This is a genomic window from Pseudooceanicola nitratireducens (assembly GCF_900109195.1).
Lineage (GTDB): Bacteria > Pseudomonadota > Alphaproteobacteria > Rhodobacterales > Rhodobacteraceae > Pseudooceanicola > Pseudooceanicola nitratireducens.
In genome coordinates, this window is sequence record NZ_FNZG01000001.1 from 1,154,532 (window position 1) to 1,167,880 (window position 13,349).

General features: G+C 65.9%; 11 protein-coding genes. 4 read left to right on the plus strand and 7 right to left on the minus strand.

The features are described from left to right. Positions 1-63 precede the first annotated feature (63 nt). From BMX99_RS05375 to BMX99_RS05395, 5 genes are all read right to left on the minus strand, one after another. A complete protein-coding gene (locus BMX99_RS05375; RefSeq protein ID WP_093448148.1) occupies positions 64-1,146 on the minus strand; it encodes a M24 family metallopeptidase in 1,083 nt (360 codons plus the stop codon). Between the two features lie 102 nt (positions 1,147-1,248). Next, on the minus strand, positions 1,249-2,052 hold the full coding sequence (locus tag BMX99_RS05380; RefSeq protein WP_093448150.1) for a heme ABC transporter ATP-binding protein: 804 nt from the start codon (positions 2,050-2,052) through the stop codon (positions 1,249-1,251). Then, positions 2,049-3,119 (minus strand): FecCD family ABC transporter permease, encoded by a 1,071-nt coding sequence (locus BMX99_RS05385; protein WP_093448153.1) that lies wholly within the window; start codon positions 3,117-3,119, stop codon positions 2,049-2,051. Before BMX99_RS05385 ends, BMX99_RS05380 begins: the two co-directional genes overlap by 4 nt. Positions 3,120-3,123: 4 nt before the next feature. Further along, the gene (locus BMX99_RS05390) at positions 3,124-4,011 is read right to left on the minus strand and encodes a heme/hemin ABC transporter substrate-binding protein (protein ID WP_093448156.1); all 888 of its coding nucleotides are present in this window, start codon (positions 4,009-4,011) and stop codon (positions 3,124-3,126) included. Beyond that, complete coding sequence (locus BMX99_RS05395; protein ID WP_093448159.1) at positions 4,008-5,078, minus strand: hemin-degrading factor; 1,071 nt, start codon at positions 5,076-5,078, stop codon at positions 4,008-4,010. The genes BMX99_RS05390 and BMX99_RS05395 overlap by 4 nt, the downstream gene beginning before the upstream one ends. 214 nt (positions 5,079-5,292) lie before the next feature. Between BMX99_RS05395 and BMX99_RS05400 the strand changes: the two genes are divergently transcribed. Beyond that, positions 5,293-7,299, plus strand: a complete 2,007-nt coding sequence (locus tag BMX99_RS05400; protein ID WP_093448161.1) for a TonB-dependent receptor plug domain-containing protein — start codon at positions 5,293-5,295, stop codon at positions 7,297-7,299. Between the two features lie 202 nt (positions 7,300-7,501). Beyond that, complete coding sequence (locus BMX99_RS05405) at positions 7,502-8,011, plus strand: cytochrome b (RefSeq protein WP_170848776.1); 510 nt, start codon at positions 7,502-7,504, stop codon at positions 8,009-8,011. Positions 8,012-8,044: 33 nt separating this feature from the next. Here BMX99_RS05405 and BMX99_RS05410 read toward each other — a convergent pair whose 3' ends face one another. Further along, positions 8,045-8,920 (minus strand): glucokinase, encoded by an 876-nt coding sequence (locus BMX99_RS05410; protein WP_170848775.1) that lies wholly within the window; start codon positions 8,918-8,920, stop codon positions 8,045-8,047. A gap of 120 nt (positions 8,921-9,040) precedes the next feature. Here BMX99_RS05410 and BMX99_RS05415 point away from each other — a divergent pair, with 120 nt between their 5' ends. Together BMX99_RS05415 and BMX99_RS05420 are read left to right on the plus strand one after the other, a co-directional pair. Further along, positions 9,041-10,216: an RsmB/NOP family class I SAM-dependent RNA methyltransferase gene (locus BMX99_RS05415; protein ID WP_093448168.1), complete on the plus strand. Its 1,176-nt coding sequence runs from the start codon at positions 9,041-9,043 to the stop codon at positions 10,214-10,216. A 251-nt stretch (positions 10,217-10,467) separates the two neighbouring features. Further along, on the plus strand, positions 10,468-12,714 hold the full coding sequence (locus BMX99_RS05420) for an ATP-binding protein (RefSeq protein WP_244525576.1): 2,247 nt from the start codon (positions 10,468-10,470) through the stop codon (positions 12,712-12,714). On the opposite strand, the gene BMX99_RS05425 is transcribed toward BMX99_RS05420, so the two are convergent. Next, positions 12,711-13,301: a sulfotransferase family 2 domain-containing protein gene (locus BMX99_RS05425; RefSeq protein WP_093448507.1), complete on the minus strand. Its 591-nt coding sequence runs from the start codon at positions 13,299-13,301 to the stop codon at positions 12,711-12,713. The two genes, BMX99_RS05420 and BMX99_RS05425, sit on opposite strands and share 4 nt — an antisense overlap. Positions 13,302-13,349: the final 48 nt, after the last annotated feature.

The window sequence follows — 13,349 nt, forward strand, 5'->3', positions numbered from 1 at the left end:
CGGCCTGTGATTGGGCCGGATGACCGGCGCGGCGTCAGGCTTGGGCGGGGCAGGGATGGCGGTTCAGGCGATCACCTTCAGGTCTCGCGGCAGGTCCGACAGGATCTCGGGGCCGTCGGCGCGCAGAATCACGATGTCCTCCAGCCGGATGCCAAACCGGCCGGGCAGGTAGATCCCCGGTTCGATCGAAAAGACCATGCCTTCGTCCAGGATCGTGTCAGACGCACCGGTGATATAGGGCGGTTCATGCACCTCGCTGCCCAGGCCGTGGCCGGTGCGGTGCAGGAAGGCTTCGGCATAGCCCGCGTCCGCGATCACCTGGCGCGCGGCCAGGTCGACATGGCTGGCGGGAACGCCGGGGCGGGCGGCGGCCAGGGCGGCCTGCACGGCCTCTTCCACCACCGCATGCACCGACAGGTAGTCTTCGGACGGGCTGCCCAGCACCGCCATCCGCGTGATGTCCGAGGAATAGCCCGCAATGCGCCCGCCGATGTCCATCACGACGCTGTCGCCCGTGGCCAGCGCGCTGTCCCCGGTCTGGTGATGCGGCATGGCGCCATTGGCCCCGGTGCCGACGATGGCAAACAGCGGCTGCGCACCCGATGCGGCAAAGCTGTCACGGACCACCTGCGCAACCGCCGTTTCCGTCATACCGGGCGTCATCGCGGCCCAGGCCGCCTGCATGGCACGGTCGGCGGCCAGGGCATTCTGTTTCAGCAGCTTGTATTCGCCCGCCTCCTTGCGCATCCGCAGCGCCCCGATGGTGCTTGCGGTGAAGCGACGGGTGGCGCGGGGCAGGCGGTCGGTGACCAGTGCGGCGTGATCGGCGCGCATGCATTCGTCCAGAACCACCACGCCCGCGTCGCCCGCATCCAGATCGGACAGCAGCTGATCCAGCGCCGCATCCGGGCCTTCGGTGTCGGTCCAGGTCACAAAGGGCAGGTCGGTGCCGCGCCGGGCGCTTTCTGCTTCCAGCGCGGGCATGACGAACCCGGCCCCCGTCAGGGACACGCCCAGCAGCAGGGGGCGTTCATCGCCATGCGGGGCCAGGCCGGTCAGCCACAGCATATGCGCGCCGGGGGCAAGGACCACCAGATCCACCGCCTCGCGTTTCATCTGGTCACGCAGACGATCTAGACGGGTCATGGCGGCTCCTTCCGGGAATTCTATAGTCCGGGTGAAAATGAGCCGCGTATCCGGCGAAGGTCAAGGCAAAATTTTAGCAGAGCTAAAGTCGGGGCGCGGATATCAGGCCGCGCCCGCCCGGTCCGCGGCCCCCGCCTGTGGCGCAAGCAGCGGAAGGATCACGGGAATATCGCTTCCCGGCTGGGTGCCAAAGCTCATCCGGCAACCATAGGCGGGCTCCAGCACCTCGGGCCGGATGGTCTGCGCCACCGACCCCGAGGCCAGCACCGCACCGTCGCGCAGGACAACCACATGATCGGCGAACATGGCCGTCAGGTTGAGGTCATGCATGATGGCAATCACGCCGCCGCCGCCCAGGGCAAAGTCCCGCGCGATCTGCATCACCTGCACCTGGTGCGCGATATCCAGCGCCGAGACGGGTTCATCCAGGAACAGCCAGCGCGCGCCGCCATGCCAGACCGGCGTGCCGATCTGGGTCAGGACGCGGGCCAGCTGAACCCGCTGTTTCTGCCCGCCGGACAGGTCCTGGTAAAAGCGCGCCGCCAGGTCCAGCAGCCCGACCTGCGCCAGCGCATGCCGCACCGGGCGGGGATCGCGACGGTCCAGAAGCCCCAGGCTGACGACCTCTTGCACCGTGAAGGGGAAGGACAGGGCGGACGCCTGGGGCAGCACCCCGCGCAGCCGCGCCAGCGCATCCGGGGTCAGGCGGGCCACGTCCTGCCCCTCCAGTTCGATCCGCCCGTCATAGGGGATCTCTCCGGTCAGGGCCTTCATCAGCGTCGTCTTGCCCGATCCGTTCGGGCCGACGATGCAGGTCACCTCTCCGGCGCGTGCGGTCAGGTCGACACCGTGCAGGATCTGCGTGCGCCCCAGCCGGACGCGGACATCTGTGGCAAGCACGCTCATAGGTCCAGCACCCCGCGCTGACGGAACAGGATCCACAGGAAGACCGGCGCGCCCAGAACAGCGGTAACGATCCCGATGGGAAGCTCGGAGGGGGCCACTATGGTGCGCGACACGATATCCGCCAGCAGCAGCAGCGACGCGCCCAGCAGGGCCGAGTTCACCAGCAGCTGGCGATGATCCGGCCCCGAGGCCAGGCGCAGCAGATGCGGCACCACGATGCCGACAAAGCCGATGCCGCCCGACATGGCCACGGCCGCCCCGGTGGCCGCCGCGACGGACAGGATGGCGATATTCTTGACCCGCTGGACATGCACGCCCAGGTGAAAGGCCGCGGATTCCCCAAGCGTCAGCGCGTTCAGCCCCCGCGCCAGGAAGGGCGCGGCGATCAGCGCGGGCAGCATGATCGGCAGCCCGGTCAGCACCTTGGACCAGGTCGCCCCGGCCAGCGATCCCAGCCCCCAGAAGGTCAGATCCCGCAGCTGCGTGTCATCGGCCATGTAGACCAGGATGCCCGATACCGCGCCCGCAAGCGCCCCCAAGGCGATCCCCGCCAGCAGCATCACCGCGACCGAGGTCCGTCCCGCCCGTGTCGCCACCCGATACAGCAGCAGGGTCGAGCCCCAGCCGCCCAGGAAGGCCGCGACCGGCACCACGTAATAGCCCAGCTGATCGGCCAGCGCGGCGGGCAGCAGCCCCGCCAGCACGATGGCCGCGATGGCCCCCAGCCCGGCCCCCGCGCCGACACCGACGATGCCCGGATCGGCCAGCGGGTTGCGGAACAGCCCCTGCATCAGCGCCCCGGAAACCGCCAGTGACGCGCCCACGCCCATGCCCAGCAGGGTGCGCGGCGCGCGGATCTGCCATAGGACCACCCGGTCGGTCAGGCTGATTTCTTCGCCGCGCAGCAACGCGCCAAGCGTCGACCACAAAGAGGTCCCCGCGGCCCCGATGGCCAGGCTCATCAGGACGGCGATGATCAGCAGCAGCGACAGCAGCAGGGTAACCGCGCGGGCCCGTGCGGCGCGGTCGCCGTCACGGGCAGCAAAGGACAGATCCAGCGCAACCATTGCCTTACCCTTCGGCGTCGCCATGGCCGGCGTTCAGGGCCGCCGCAAGATCGCGCAGCGCATCGGGCGTGCGCACCGAAAAGCCCAGCAGGTACATGCCATCCATGCGCACCACCGCCCGCGACTTGGCCGCCGGGGTGGTCGAGATCGCCGGGTTGGCAAACAGCTGATCGTTCGCTGCTGCATGATCGCCCTGACGGTCCATCATCAGGATCACATCGGGGGCGGCCTGGGCCACGGCCTCGTCCGTCAGGGGTTTGTAGCCGCTGAACGAGGTCACGGCATTCTGCGCCCCGACCAGCCGGATCATGCCAGCCGCCGCCGTATCCGTGCCCGAGGCCAGGATACGCCCGCCCTGCATCGACAGGATGAACAACACCCGCTTGTCTTTGACATCGACGCTGTCCAGCGCGGCCCGCATGTCCGCGCCGACGGTTTCGGCCAGGGCCTCGGCCTTCTCAGGGACCTCAAGCGCCGCGCCGACGGCACGGATCTTGGCCAGGATCGCTTCGGCGGTGAAGCCGTCGGGCACTTCGGCAAAGGGAATGTCGGCCTGGCGCAACAGATCAACGGATTCCGGGGGACCTGCGCCCTCTTCGGTCAGGATCAGATCGGGCGACACCGACAGCACGCCCTCGGGCGACAACGCGCGGATATAGCCGACGTCGGGCAGATCCAGCACAGCCGCCGGGTGGTTCGAGGTCGTGTCGCGTGCCACAAGGCGATCCTCTTCGCCCAGGGCATAGACGATTTCGGTGACCGATCCGCCAATCGACACCACGCGCGACGCCGGATCGGCCTGGGCCGGAAGCGCTGCGCCAAGTGCCGCCGCACAGAGCAGCGACGACAGGACCGGGCGAAGAAGCGGGCGAACGAGGGAACGGGCGATCATTCTGCGGCCTCCTGCGCGGTTGCGAAGCCCGCCACCAGGTCCATCCAGGCCCCGTTGTGATCCACATCCGCCGTGCGATGTCCGAAGATCTGGGTGATCAGCCCGCCCTTGGCATCAAAGGCCTCGACCGAGACCGCAGGCCCGCGGCGTGTCGGCTTGGTCACGACCCAGACCTCGGCCACGTGGTCGTTGCGCAGGTGCATGTCGAAACCGGGATCCAGGTAGTTCAGCCAGGGCCCCATGGGTTTCACCGCGCCATAGCTGCCCGATTTGATCTGGATGCAGCCCTGGTTGCCGACAAAGATCATCGCCGGGGTGCCGGTGTCGCCCATGGCGGTCAGAAGCTGCCCGAAGGCGGCGGCGGGCAGGCGGCGTGCATAGGGCTCACCAGCCATGCGATAGGCCCCCAGACGGTTGATCCGCAGCTTGCGGGTCAGCATCAGGAACTGATGGGTGTCGGTCAGCGCGTCCCATTCGCTGCGCAGCTTTTCGACCTTGTCGGCATCGGTGATCGCGTCCTCGATTGCCTCGCGGGGGGCAGTGTCCAGCGTATCGGACGTATTCCCGGTGGCCAGCTGATCGCGCAGCACCAGCCAGTCGGTCGGATCGGCATCCAGCGGCAGATAGACCTTGTGGATCGCATCGCCCGCGGCATCGAAGATCTGGAAGGACCGGCGCAGACCCTGCTTGGTCTCGGCCTCGACCGCGAAGCCGTGCACCCAGTGCTTGGGGAAGATGCGCAGGTCGATCTGGTCGCCCAGCACCAGCGCGGCGTGATCGCCGGCGCGGTAGCCGCCATAGGTGCCCGTGACCTCGGAAACGATGGAATCGTTGCGCGTCAGCGCCATCAGCGGACCCAGCTTTTCCAGCGCGGGCATCAGCCGGTCGGGGTGCGGGTCGATGCGCGTGACGCTGTGACCATCGTGCTGACCGGTGCGGGCGGCCAGCAGATGCGCTTCGCTCACGCCCAGCTGATCGGCCAGGTCGCGGGGGCGCAGGGTCGCGTCCTTTTGTGCCTGGCGCAGGGTGGCGGGGTCGGTCGATTGCGGAAGGGTGTTCACAGCCATGCGTGATCCTTTGGTGCTGACGAGTGTGGGGAGGATCAGCTGGCGCGCGGGCTGCGGCTGGCGGATGCGTGACAAAATCGCCACGTCAATTCTTGACAGTTTTACTCGGACACCTTAGGCGACGCAAGAGCCGAGAGCGAAAGCCCGGTCACACTTTACAAAAATCGCCAGCCCCAGGCCAGCAAGACACCCACTCAAACTGGAAGGGGACCCCATGCCCGTGCAATCCCTGCGCGCGCTGCTGATGTGCAGTGCCGCCGGCCTGATCGCTATGCCTGCCCTGGCGCAGGAGACCGTCGATCTCGCCCCTATCACCGTCAACAGCAAACGTGCCGTTCAGGTTGACGAAAGCACCTCGGAAACCGTTGTGGACGAAGAGGAAATCAAGGACCGTCAGGCCGCCACCATCGCCGAACTGGTCGACAGCGTGCCCGGCGTGAACCTGATCAACGGCGGATCGCCCGTAGGATCGGGGATCAACATCCGCGGCTTTGGCGCAACCGGCACCTATGGCACCGACCAGAAGGTCGGCATCCAGGTCGGCGGCGCGAAAAAGGGCAGCGAAGAACTGTATCGCATCGGCACCCAGCTTTACACGGACCCCACGCTGTATCGTGAGGCCGTGGTCAAGCGCGGCATGGGCGGCACCTTCGAATATGGCTCGGGCAACTTTGGCGGGCTTCTTCTGCTGGAACCGATCCACGCCAGCGACCTGACCAAGGGCGAAGACGGTTTCCGCCTGCGTCAGACGCTGGAATATTCCTCGAACGGGGATGGGCTGGTCAGTTCGACCATCGGCGCGTTCCAGCAGGGCAACCTGGAGGTGTTGGGCAACTACACCTACCGTCACATGGGCATCACCAGCGACGGCGACGGGGTGGCGCGGTCTTCGTCCGGTTACGACCTGCCGTCCTGGCTGATCAACGGCCGCCTGACCTTTGGCGATGCGGATCAGCACAAGATCAGCCTGCTTCTGTCCGAAACCAGCACCGACGAACGCGACGTGCCCTATGACACTTTCGGCACCACCGGCGGCAGCTTTGGCAACGTCGACCGGCAGACCGAAGATCGCACCGCCGTGTTGCGCTATGACTTCGATGCGCCCGACACCGAACTGGTCAACCTGCGGGTTGAACTGAGCTATTCCGACCAGAAGATCGATCAGGAATATGTCGCCGGAAGCTCGACCTGTGACGATCCCACCAACCCCTGTGGCTTTCCTGGCGGTTTCCCGGCCGGCGGCTTTGCCTCGGTTAATGCCGATCACCGCTATGAGACGACGGGCCTTCTGATCAAGAACACCGCCTATCTCGACACCGGCATGATCGCGCATGAACTGCGCACCGGCATCGAATACACGCACCGCAAACGTCTGGATGCGAACTCGGCCCCCGGTGGCGTCGACAAGCGGCTGGCGCTTTTTGTGGTCGACGACATGTCGATGGGCAATTTCACCCTGTCGCCTGAACTGCGGTACGAGACGCAGGAAATCGGTGGCAGCGGCTATGGCACCTACAACAACTCGGCCCTGATGGGCGGTGTCTCGGGCACGGTCGACCTGGGCGGCGGTTTCAAGCTTCTGGGCGGGGCCTGGTACAACGAGAACCTGCCGATCCTCGACGATCTGGGCACGCCCGCCTACATGACCCAGTCCGAAAAGGCGACCACGGCCGAGCTTGGGTTTTCCTATGATGGCGGCAATGTCGTCGCGGCCGGCGACACGCTGGCGCTGAAGGTCGTGGCCTATCGCACCCACATGTGGGACGTGACCAGCTATACCACCCCGACGCGCGCGCCCTATGAAACGGTCGACATGAAGGGCGTCGAGCTTGAGGCCTCCTGGTCCCATACCTCGGGTCTGTATGTCGATTTCAACGCCAACATCTCACGCGGGACGGGCGCGGCAAGCGGCACGACCTATGATTGGTCGGGCATTCCCGCCGATACTGCGCAGATCTCGTTCGGCAAGAAATGGGGCGAGACCTTCGACCTCAGCTGGGAGGTCGTGGCCGCCGCGGACATGACCCGCGCCACCACCCCGACCAAGGGCTATGCGGTGCACAACCTGCGCGCCGTCTACCGCCCGCAGGACGGTGCCCTCGACGGGACCGAGATCCGCGTGGGTGTCGAGAACCTGTTCGACCGCACCTACCGGCCGCACCTGGCGACCCGCAACGCCAATGGCCGCACGCTGAAGGTGTCCCTGGCCAAGACTTTCTGATCAAAAGAGCATCGAGCAGGGAAAGGGGGCGTGGGATTATTCCTGCGCCCCTTTTTTGCGCTCGCCCCCGGGGCCTAAATGCCCCGGGCCATGTCCCCGCTGCATGGCTGCCGACCGTTTGGATTTTTTGTCGAATTCCGGCGACGGAAGTGCCCCGTTTCTGCGTTCCAGTCTTGAAAGCCAGTCAAGAAAGGGGCCGCCGATGTCCGCCACCGCATCCCATTTTCCCGATACCACCGCGCCAGAAGGCTACAGCCGCCTGCAGAAGGTCCTGCACTGGGCCGTCGTCGGGCTGTTGCTGCTGCAATATTTCGTCTTTGATCGCATGGGCCGCATGTTCCACACCCTGATGGACAGCGGCGTGACCACCTGGACCGTGACCTCGGTCGCGCATGTGGTGATCGGTGTCGCGGTGCTTCTGCTGGTCATCGCGCGTCTGGGGCTGCGCGCCCGCCACGGCGTCCCCGACGCCCCGCAGGAAGAACCCGAGCCCTTCCGCATCGCCGCCAAGCTGGCCCATTGGGGCATCTACGGTCTGCTGGTGCTGATCCCCCTGACCGGGCTTGCCGCCTGGTTCGGCCGCGTCGGCCCCGCCGCCGGCGGGCACGAGCTGATGACGACCGCGCTGCTTTGGCTGGTCGTTGCGCATGTGGGTGCGGTTCTGGTGCACCAGTTCTGGTGGAAGACCAACCTGATCAAGCGGATGACCTGATCCCGGCGTCGCGCGTGGTTGGCGATACGCCGGCTAGTCGCGGGGCAGGGCCGCGCGACAGCCGATCAGCGCCACGTCCGGCGCGTCCAGGATCGCCACGGGCACATGGCGCAGGAAGGGATAGCGATAGTCCGCGCCGTTCAGGGCTCCGATCAGCTGGCGGGTCGTGTCCTGTGGCCCCGTGGCCGGGAACAACGCCGCCGCCACGCCGCCGCACAGGTGCACCCCGTCCAGCGGCAGCGTCCCGGTGATCAGCACCTGCAGCATCCGCGCCAAGGCCCGGGTCATCACGCCCTGCGGATCGGTGACCTGGTTGCCCAGCCAGGACAGGCCGCGCCCGCTGAACAGATCGTCCAGCATCGCGGGCGGGGTCAGCCCCTCGGCCTCAAGCACCTGGGCCACGGGACGGGGCAGGGCGGTCATGCCCCATTCGGCCGCCGGGCTGACGGGACGCCCCGCCACATGCAGCCCAAGGCCTGCGTTGAACCCGGTGCCCAGGTTCACCACCAGCCATTGCCCGTTGCCCGGCTGATCCGCCTTTGGCCCGCGCAGGATGCGGGCATCGCCCGGCCCCAGGTCGGGCACCGCCAGCACATGCGCCGCAAGGTCGTTCATCAGGCGGACTGGCCCGCCGATCCGCGCCTGCAGCTCGGCCTGATCCAGCTGCCAGTCCCGGTTGGCCAGCGCCACCCGGCCGCCCCGCACCGGCCCCGCCGCCGCGATCACCGCCTGATCGACCGGGCCGAACTGCCCAAGAACATGGTCGAACAGCGCCCGCGTGTCGGGGAAATCGTCGTTTCGGATCAACAGGCTGTCCCTGATCGCGCTGTCGGACCCCGCGCCCGGATCCACCCGCGCAAAGCGGCTGTTGGTGCCGCCGATATCGCCCAGCAATGCCGCTGCCTTCATCCTGTCCCCGTCGCCTGATGTTCCCCGGATCCGGCCCTTCATATCGTTCCACGCCCCAAGAGGAAGGCTTTTCCTTGCGCCCCGCCCGCTGTATGCCCGCCAAAAATACCGGAGCCGCCCATGACCCCCGACGCCCGCATCGCCACCGCAGCCGAGCTGCTGGACAGTATCCTTGATGGCCAGCCGGCCGAGCAGGTTCTGACCGGCTGGGCGCGGCGCAGCCGCTTTGCGGGCTCCAAGGATCGGGCGGCGATCCGCGATCATGTGTTCGACGCCTTGCGCTGTCGCCGGTCCTATGCGCTGCTTGGTGGCGGGATGACCGGGCGCGGCCTGATGTTCGGCCAGCTTCTGGCGCAGGGTCGGGCCCCGGAAGAGGCCTTTACCGGACAGGGCCATGCCCCCGCACAGCTGACCGAGGACGAGACCGCCGCGCTGCGCCGCGATGTCGAGGCCGCCCTGGCCGAGGCCCCCGCGCCCGTGGCGGGCGACATGCCCGACTGGATCTGGCCCCTGCTGACCGAGGCCCTGGGCGCCGATGCCGCCAGGGCCGCCGCGCTACTGCGCCAGCGTGCGCCCGTGTTCCTGCGGGTGAACACCGCCCGCGGCGATCTGGAAACGGCCAGGGCCTCTCTTCTGCGTGACGGAATCGAGACGCAGGAACATCCCCTGTCTCCGACCGCGCTCGAGGTCACTTCGGGCGCGCGTCAGGTCGCCCGCAGCACCGCATATGAAACCGGCCTGGTCGAGCTTCAGGATGCCGCAAGCCAGGCCCTGTCCGATGCCTTGCCTTTACGCAACGGCATGACAATTCTGGATTATTGCGCCGGTGGCGGGGGCAAGACCCTGGCCATGGCGGCCCATGTCCAGGCCCGGATCACGGCCCATGACGCCAATCCCGGCCGCCTGTCCGATCTGCCCGCCCGCGCCGCCCGCGCCGGTGTGGATGTGGCCATCGCCCGTCAGCCTAAGGGGCCCTTTGATCTGGTGCTTTGCGATGTGCCCTGTTCCGGCAGCGGGGCCTGGCGCCGGTCCCCCGAAGGGAAATGGGCGCTGACGACGGACGCTCTGGCCGATCTGAACCGCACCCAGGACGAGATCCTGCAAAAGGCCGCCGCCCTGACGGCGCAGGACGGTGTGCTGGCCTATGCCACCTGTTCGCTGTTCCGGGCCGAGAACGAGGATCGGATCGCCAAATTCCTTTCTGAAACAAAGGGCTGGGTTTTGGACTTCGATCGCCGCTGGCTGCCCCAGATGGGCGGCGACGGGTTTTACCTGGCCTGCCTGCGGCGGGGCTGACGCCTCGGTTTCGACGACAGGTCCGACGGGCGTTAATTAAATCTTAACCATTCCCCTGCAAACTCGCATGCACTTTGGCACAGGGGACAGGTTTGGATCACTATGTGAGCGGTGCGCCTGCGTCGCGTCGGCGTCGGTCGCGCCCGTCGGCGCGCCGGATCAATGCTTTGCGCAGGGCTTCACGCCCGCGCTGGTCCCTGCGTCCGTCGCGGGCCGGGGCCACTGTTCCGCGCCACACCATTTCCATCACCTTGTTTTTGGTCGCCCTTCCGCTTCTTGCCGCAGGAATCCTCGCGGCAGAGCTTTCGCTGCCCCCGCCTTTGGTCCTGGTGCTTTCCGCAGCGGCAGCCACGCTATTTGCCATCGCCACGGCAGTTGGGGTCTGGTCCATGGTCGAACGCCGCCCCCGCCTGCGCGGCGAAGAGGCTTCGACCAGCGCCGCCCTTGAGCTGATTCCCGACCCTGCTGTCGTCACCAATCCCGATCTTCTGGTTCAGTCCGGCAACACCCGCGCGCGCAATCTGCTGGGTCATACCCTGCCGCGCTGGCTTAGCAGTTCGACAATGATCGCGAAATCGGATCGGGCGGGGCTGCGCGACATGTCGGACCGTGCGCTTGGGCGTCGAAGCCCGATTTCGCGTTGCCTGACCATAGACGGTGCGCCGCACGAGGTCACGGCGCACCCTCTGTCGCGGCGGTCGATCCTATGGCACCTTACCCCGCTTGGCCAGGGGCCTGATCCCGCGATCGAAGCTGTGCTGCCCGTGGTCACGCTGGACAATAACAACAAACTGATATCATGGAACAATCGGGCGGCGGTGCTGCTTGGAACCGAACCCGCCAAGCAGGCCGCGATCTTTGCCGATCTGCCCCGCCATGCCGCCGGTTTGACACTGTGCCTGGGCAGTGGCCGAAGTCACGGCACCGTCATGCTTTCTCCCTTGCCGGGGGGCACGCAGGCAAAAAGGCGTATCGCTTTGGTTCCCTTGACCAATCCCCGCTACGCCGGGGCCGAAGATGCGAATTGGGATGGGTTCGAAAACCTTCCTGTACCGCTACTCTGGCTGGATCCGGGCGGCATCGTGCAAAAGGCCAATCGCAGCGCGGTACAGCTCGTCGGCGACGATTGCCTCCCTGGTGCGCGGCTTGGTGATCTGACCGAGGGGCTGGGCCGTCCGCTTCAGGACTGGCTGGACGAGGCGATCCATGGAGCCAAGGGCGGCAGCCCGGAATTCCTGCGTGTCACCGGAGCCGAACACGAGGTTTTTGTCCAAGTCCTCCTGAAACCCTACACGATCGGAGAGGAGACGACGTTGCTGGCCGTCCTCAACGACGCGACCGAGCTGAAGACGCTGGAAGCCCAGTTCGTACAAAGCCAGAAGATGCATGCTATCGGCCAGCTTGCTGGCGGGGTTGCGCATGATTTCAACAACTTGCTGACCGCGATTTCCGGTCACTGCGATCTGCTTCTGCTGCGCCATGACCAGGGCGATACGGAATATGCCGACCTCATGCAGATCAACCAGAACGCCAACCGCGCGGCCGCCCTAGTCAATCAGCTGTTGGCCTTTTCGCGCAAGCAGACCCTGCGCCCGGAAGAGATTGACCTACGCGACACGATTTCGGATCTGACACATCTGCTGAACCGGCTGGTCGGTGAAAAGATCACCCTGTCTTTCAGCCATGATCCAGTCTTGAACGCTATCCGTGCCGACAAACGTCAGCTGGACCAAGTGCTTATGAACCTCGTGGTGAACGCACGCGACGCCATCCGCGGCATCGGCGAAATCCGCATCATTACCGAAAGCCTGCACTTCGACACTGCGCAGACGCGCGATCAGGCCAGCGTGCCGCCGGGCGACTATGTTTCGGTCAAGGTGATCGACACCGGATGCGGCATCCCTCCGGACAAGCTGACCAAGGTGTTCGAACCCTTCTACACAACCAAGCGGGTCGGAGAGGGCACTGGCCTTGGCCTGTCAACGGTTTACGGGATCATCAAGCAGACCGGAGGCTATATTTTCGCAGACAGCACAGTGGGGGAGGGCACCTGCTTCACCCTGTTGTTCCGTGCCTCGAAGGACGCGGGTAAGTCATTGAACCAAAGAGCTGATCCGGCGCCGCAGGCCCGGCACGCCGATGGTGTCGTCCTGCTGGTCGAGGACGAGGCCCCGGTCCGGTCCTTCGCGGCCCGCGCCCTGCGGTTGCGCGGCTACACGGTGCTGGAGGCCGAGTGCGGCGAAGACGCGCTTGCCCTGCTTGAGGATGTCGAAACCCGGGTCGACATCTTCGTGACGGACGTTGTCATGCCGGGCATGGACGGGCCAACATGGGTGAGCGAGGCGCTGAAAACCCATGGCGATGTCCGCGTGATCTTCATGTCAGGCTATGCCGAGGAGCATTTCGGCGACGACCAGGCCCGCATTCCCAATTCGATCTTCCTTCCCAAACCCTTCTCGCTGGCCGAACTGACCCAGACGGTTCAGGGCGTACCTTAGATCGATTGATAAAGCGTGAACTCGGCCGCACATTTCCGGCGCAGCTTGGCCTCGGTGGCCTCTGACAGCTCTAACGGCATCTGGGGAGAGACGTTTTCACGGGTCAGCCCGATTCTCTGCTGCAGCCGATCCTCGAGAAAGGCGTGTAGGGCGGGCTGGTCCTCATAGCGGAAGAACCGGGTCACGCAGGTGCCATTCCCGGCGGGTTCGACGAATTTCGACTGGGCCCCCACGTTGGCAAAATCCGGCCGGTCGCCGCGGCAATAGGCATCGACGAAATCATCAAAGCTTACGTTGTAAGTGTTGTTCGGTCGGTCCTGCATGAAAGGCCGCCTGCGATAGCGATACCAACTGCCAAGCCAGCTGATCGGTTCGCGGATCGTCGCAATGATTTCAACCTCTTCGCCGATGAACTTGTCGACCATCGGGCGGAAGAACCGATTGTAGCGAAAGACTGGTGCATGCTTCAGTTCGGGCGGGTCGTTCACCACGATATCCGCGACCGGGGCCAGGGCCTTTTCCCAGGCGGTCGTGCCCGTCTTGGGCACCGACAGGAACACCAGGCGAGCCTTGGCGAATATCAGCATCATGTCCTCCGAACATCTTCATTCTTCCTTAATCACTTCGGTGAAAAC

Bases quoted from the DNA above. Each gene is read 5' to 3' on its own strand.
- BMX99_RS05375 (WP_093448148.1), bottom strand. From the start codon at position 1,146: ATGACCCGTCTAGATCGTCTGCGTGACCAGATGAAACGCGAGGCGGTG.
- BMX99_RS05380 (WP_093448150.1), bottom strand. From the start codon at position 2,052: ATGAGCGTGCTTGCCACAGATGTCCGCGTCCGGCTGGGGCGCACGCAG.
- BMX99_RS05385 (WP_093448153.1), bottom strand. From the start codon at position 3,119: ATGGTTGCGCTGGATCTGTCCTTTGCTGCCCGTGACGGCGACCGCGCC.
- BMX99_RS05390 (WP_093448156.1), bottom strand. From the start codon at position 4,011: ATGATCGCCCGTTCCCTCGTTCGCCCGCTTCTTCGCCCGGTCCTGTCG.
- BMX99_RS05395 (WP_093448159.1), bottom strand. From the start codon at position 5,078: ATGGCTGTGAACACCCTTCCGCAATCGACCGACCCCGCCACCCTGCGC.
- BMX99_RS05400 (WP_093448161.1), top strand. From the start codon at position 5,293: ATGCCCGTGCAATCCCTGCGCGCGCTGCTGATGTGCAGTGCCGCCGGC.
- BMX99_RS05405 (WP_170848776.1), top strand. From the start codon at position 7,502: ATGTCCGCCACCGCATCCCATTTTCCCGATACCACCGCGCCAGAAGGC.
- BMX99_RS05410 (WP_170848775.1), bottom strand. From the start codon at position 8,920: ATGAAGGCAGCGGCATTGCTGGGCGATATCGGCGGCACCAACAGCCGC.
- BMX99_RS05415 (WP_093448168.1), top strand. From the start codon at position 9,041: ATGACCCCCGACGCCCGCATCGCCACCGCAGCCGAGCTGCTGGACAGT.
- BMX99_RS05425 (WP_093448507.1), bottom strand. From the start codon at position 13,301: ATGCTGATATTCGCCAAGGCTCGCCTGGTGTTCCTGTCGGTGCCCAAG.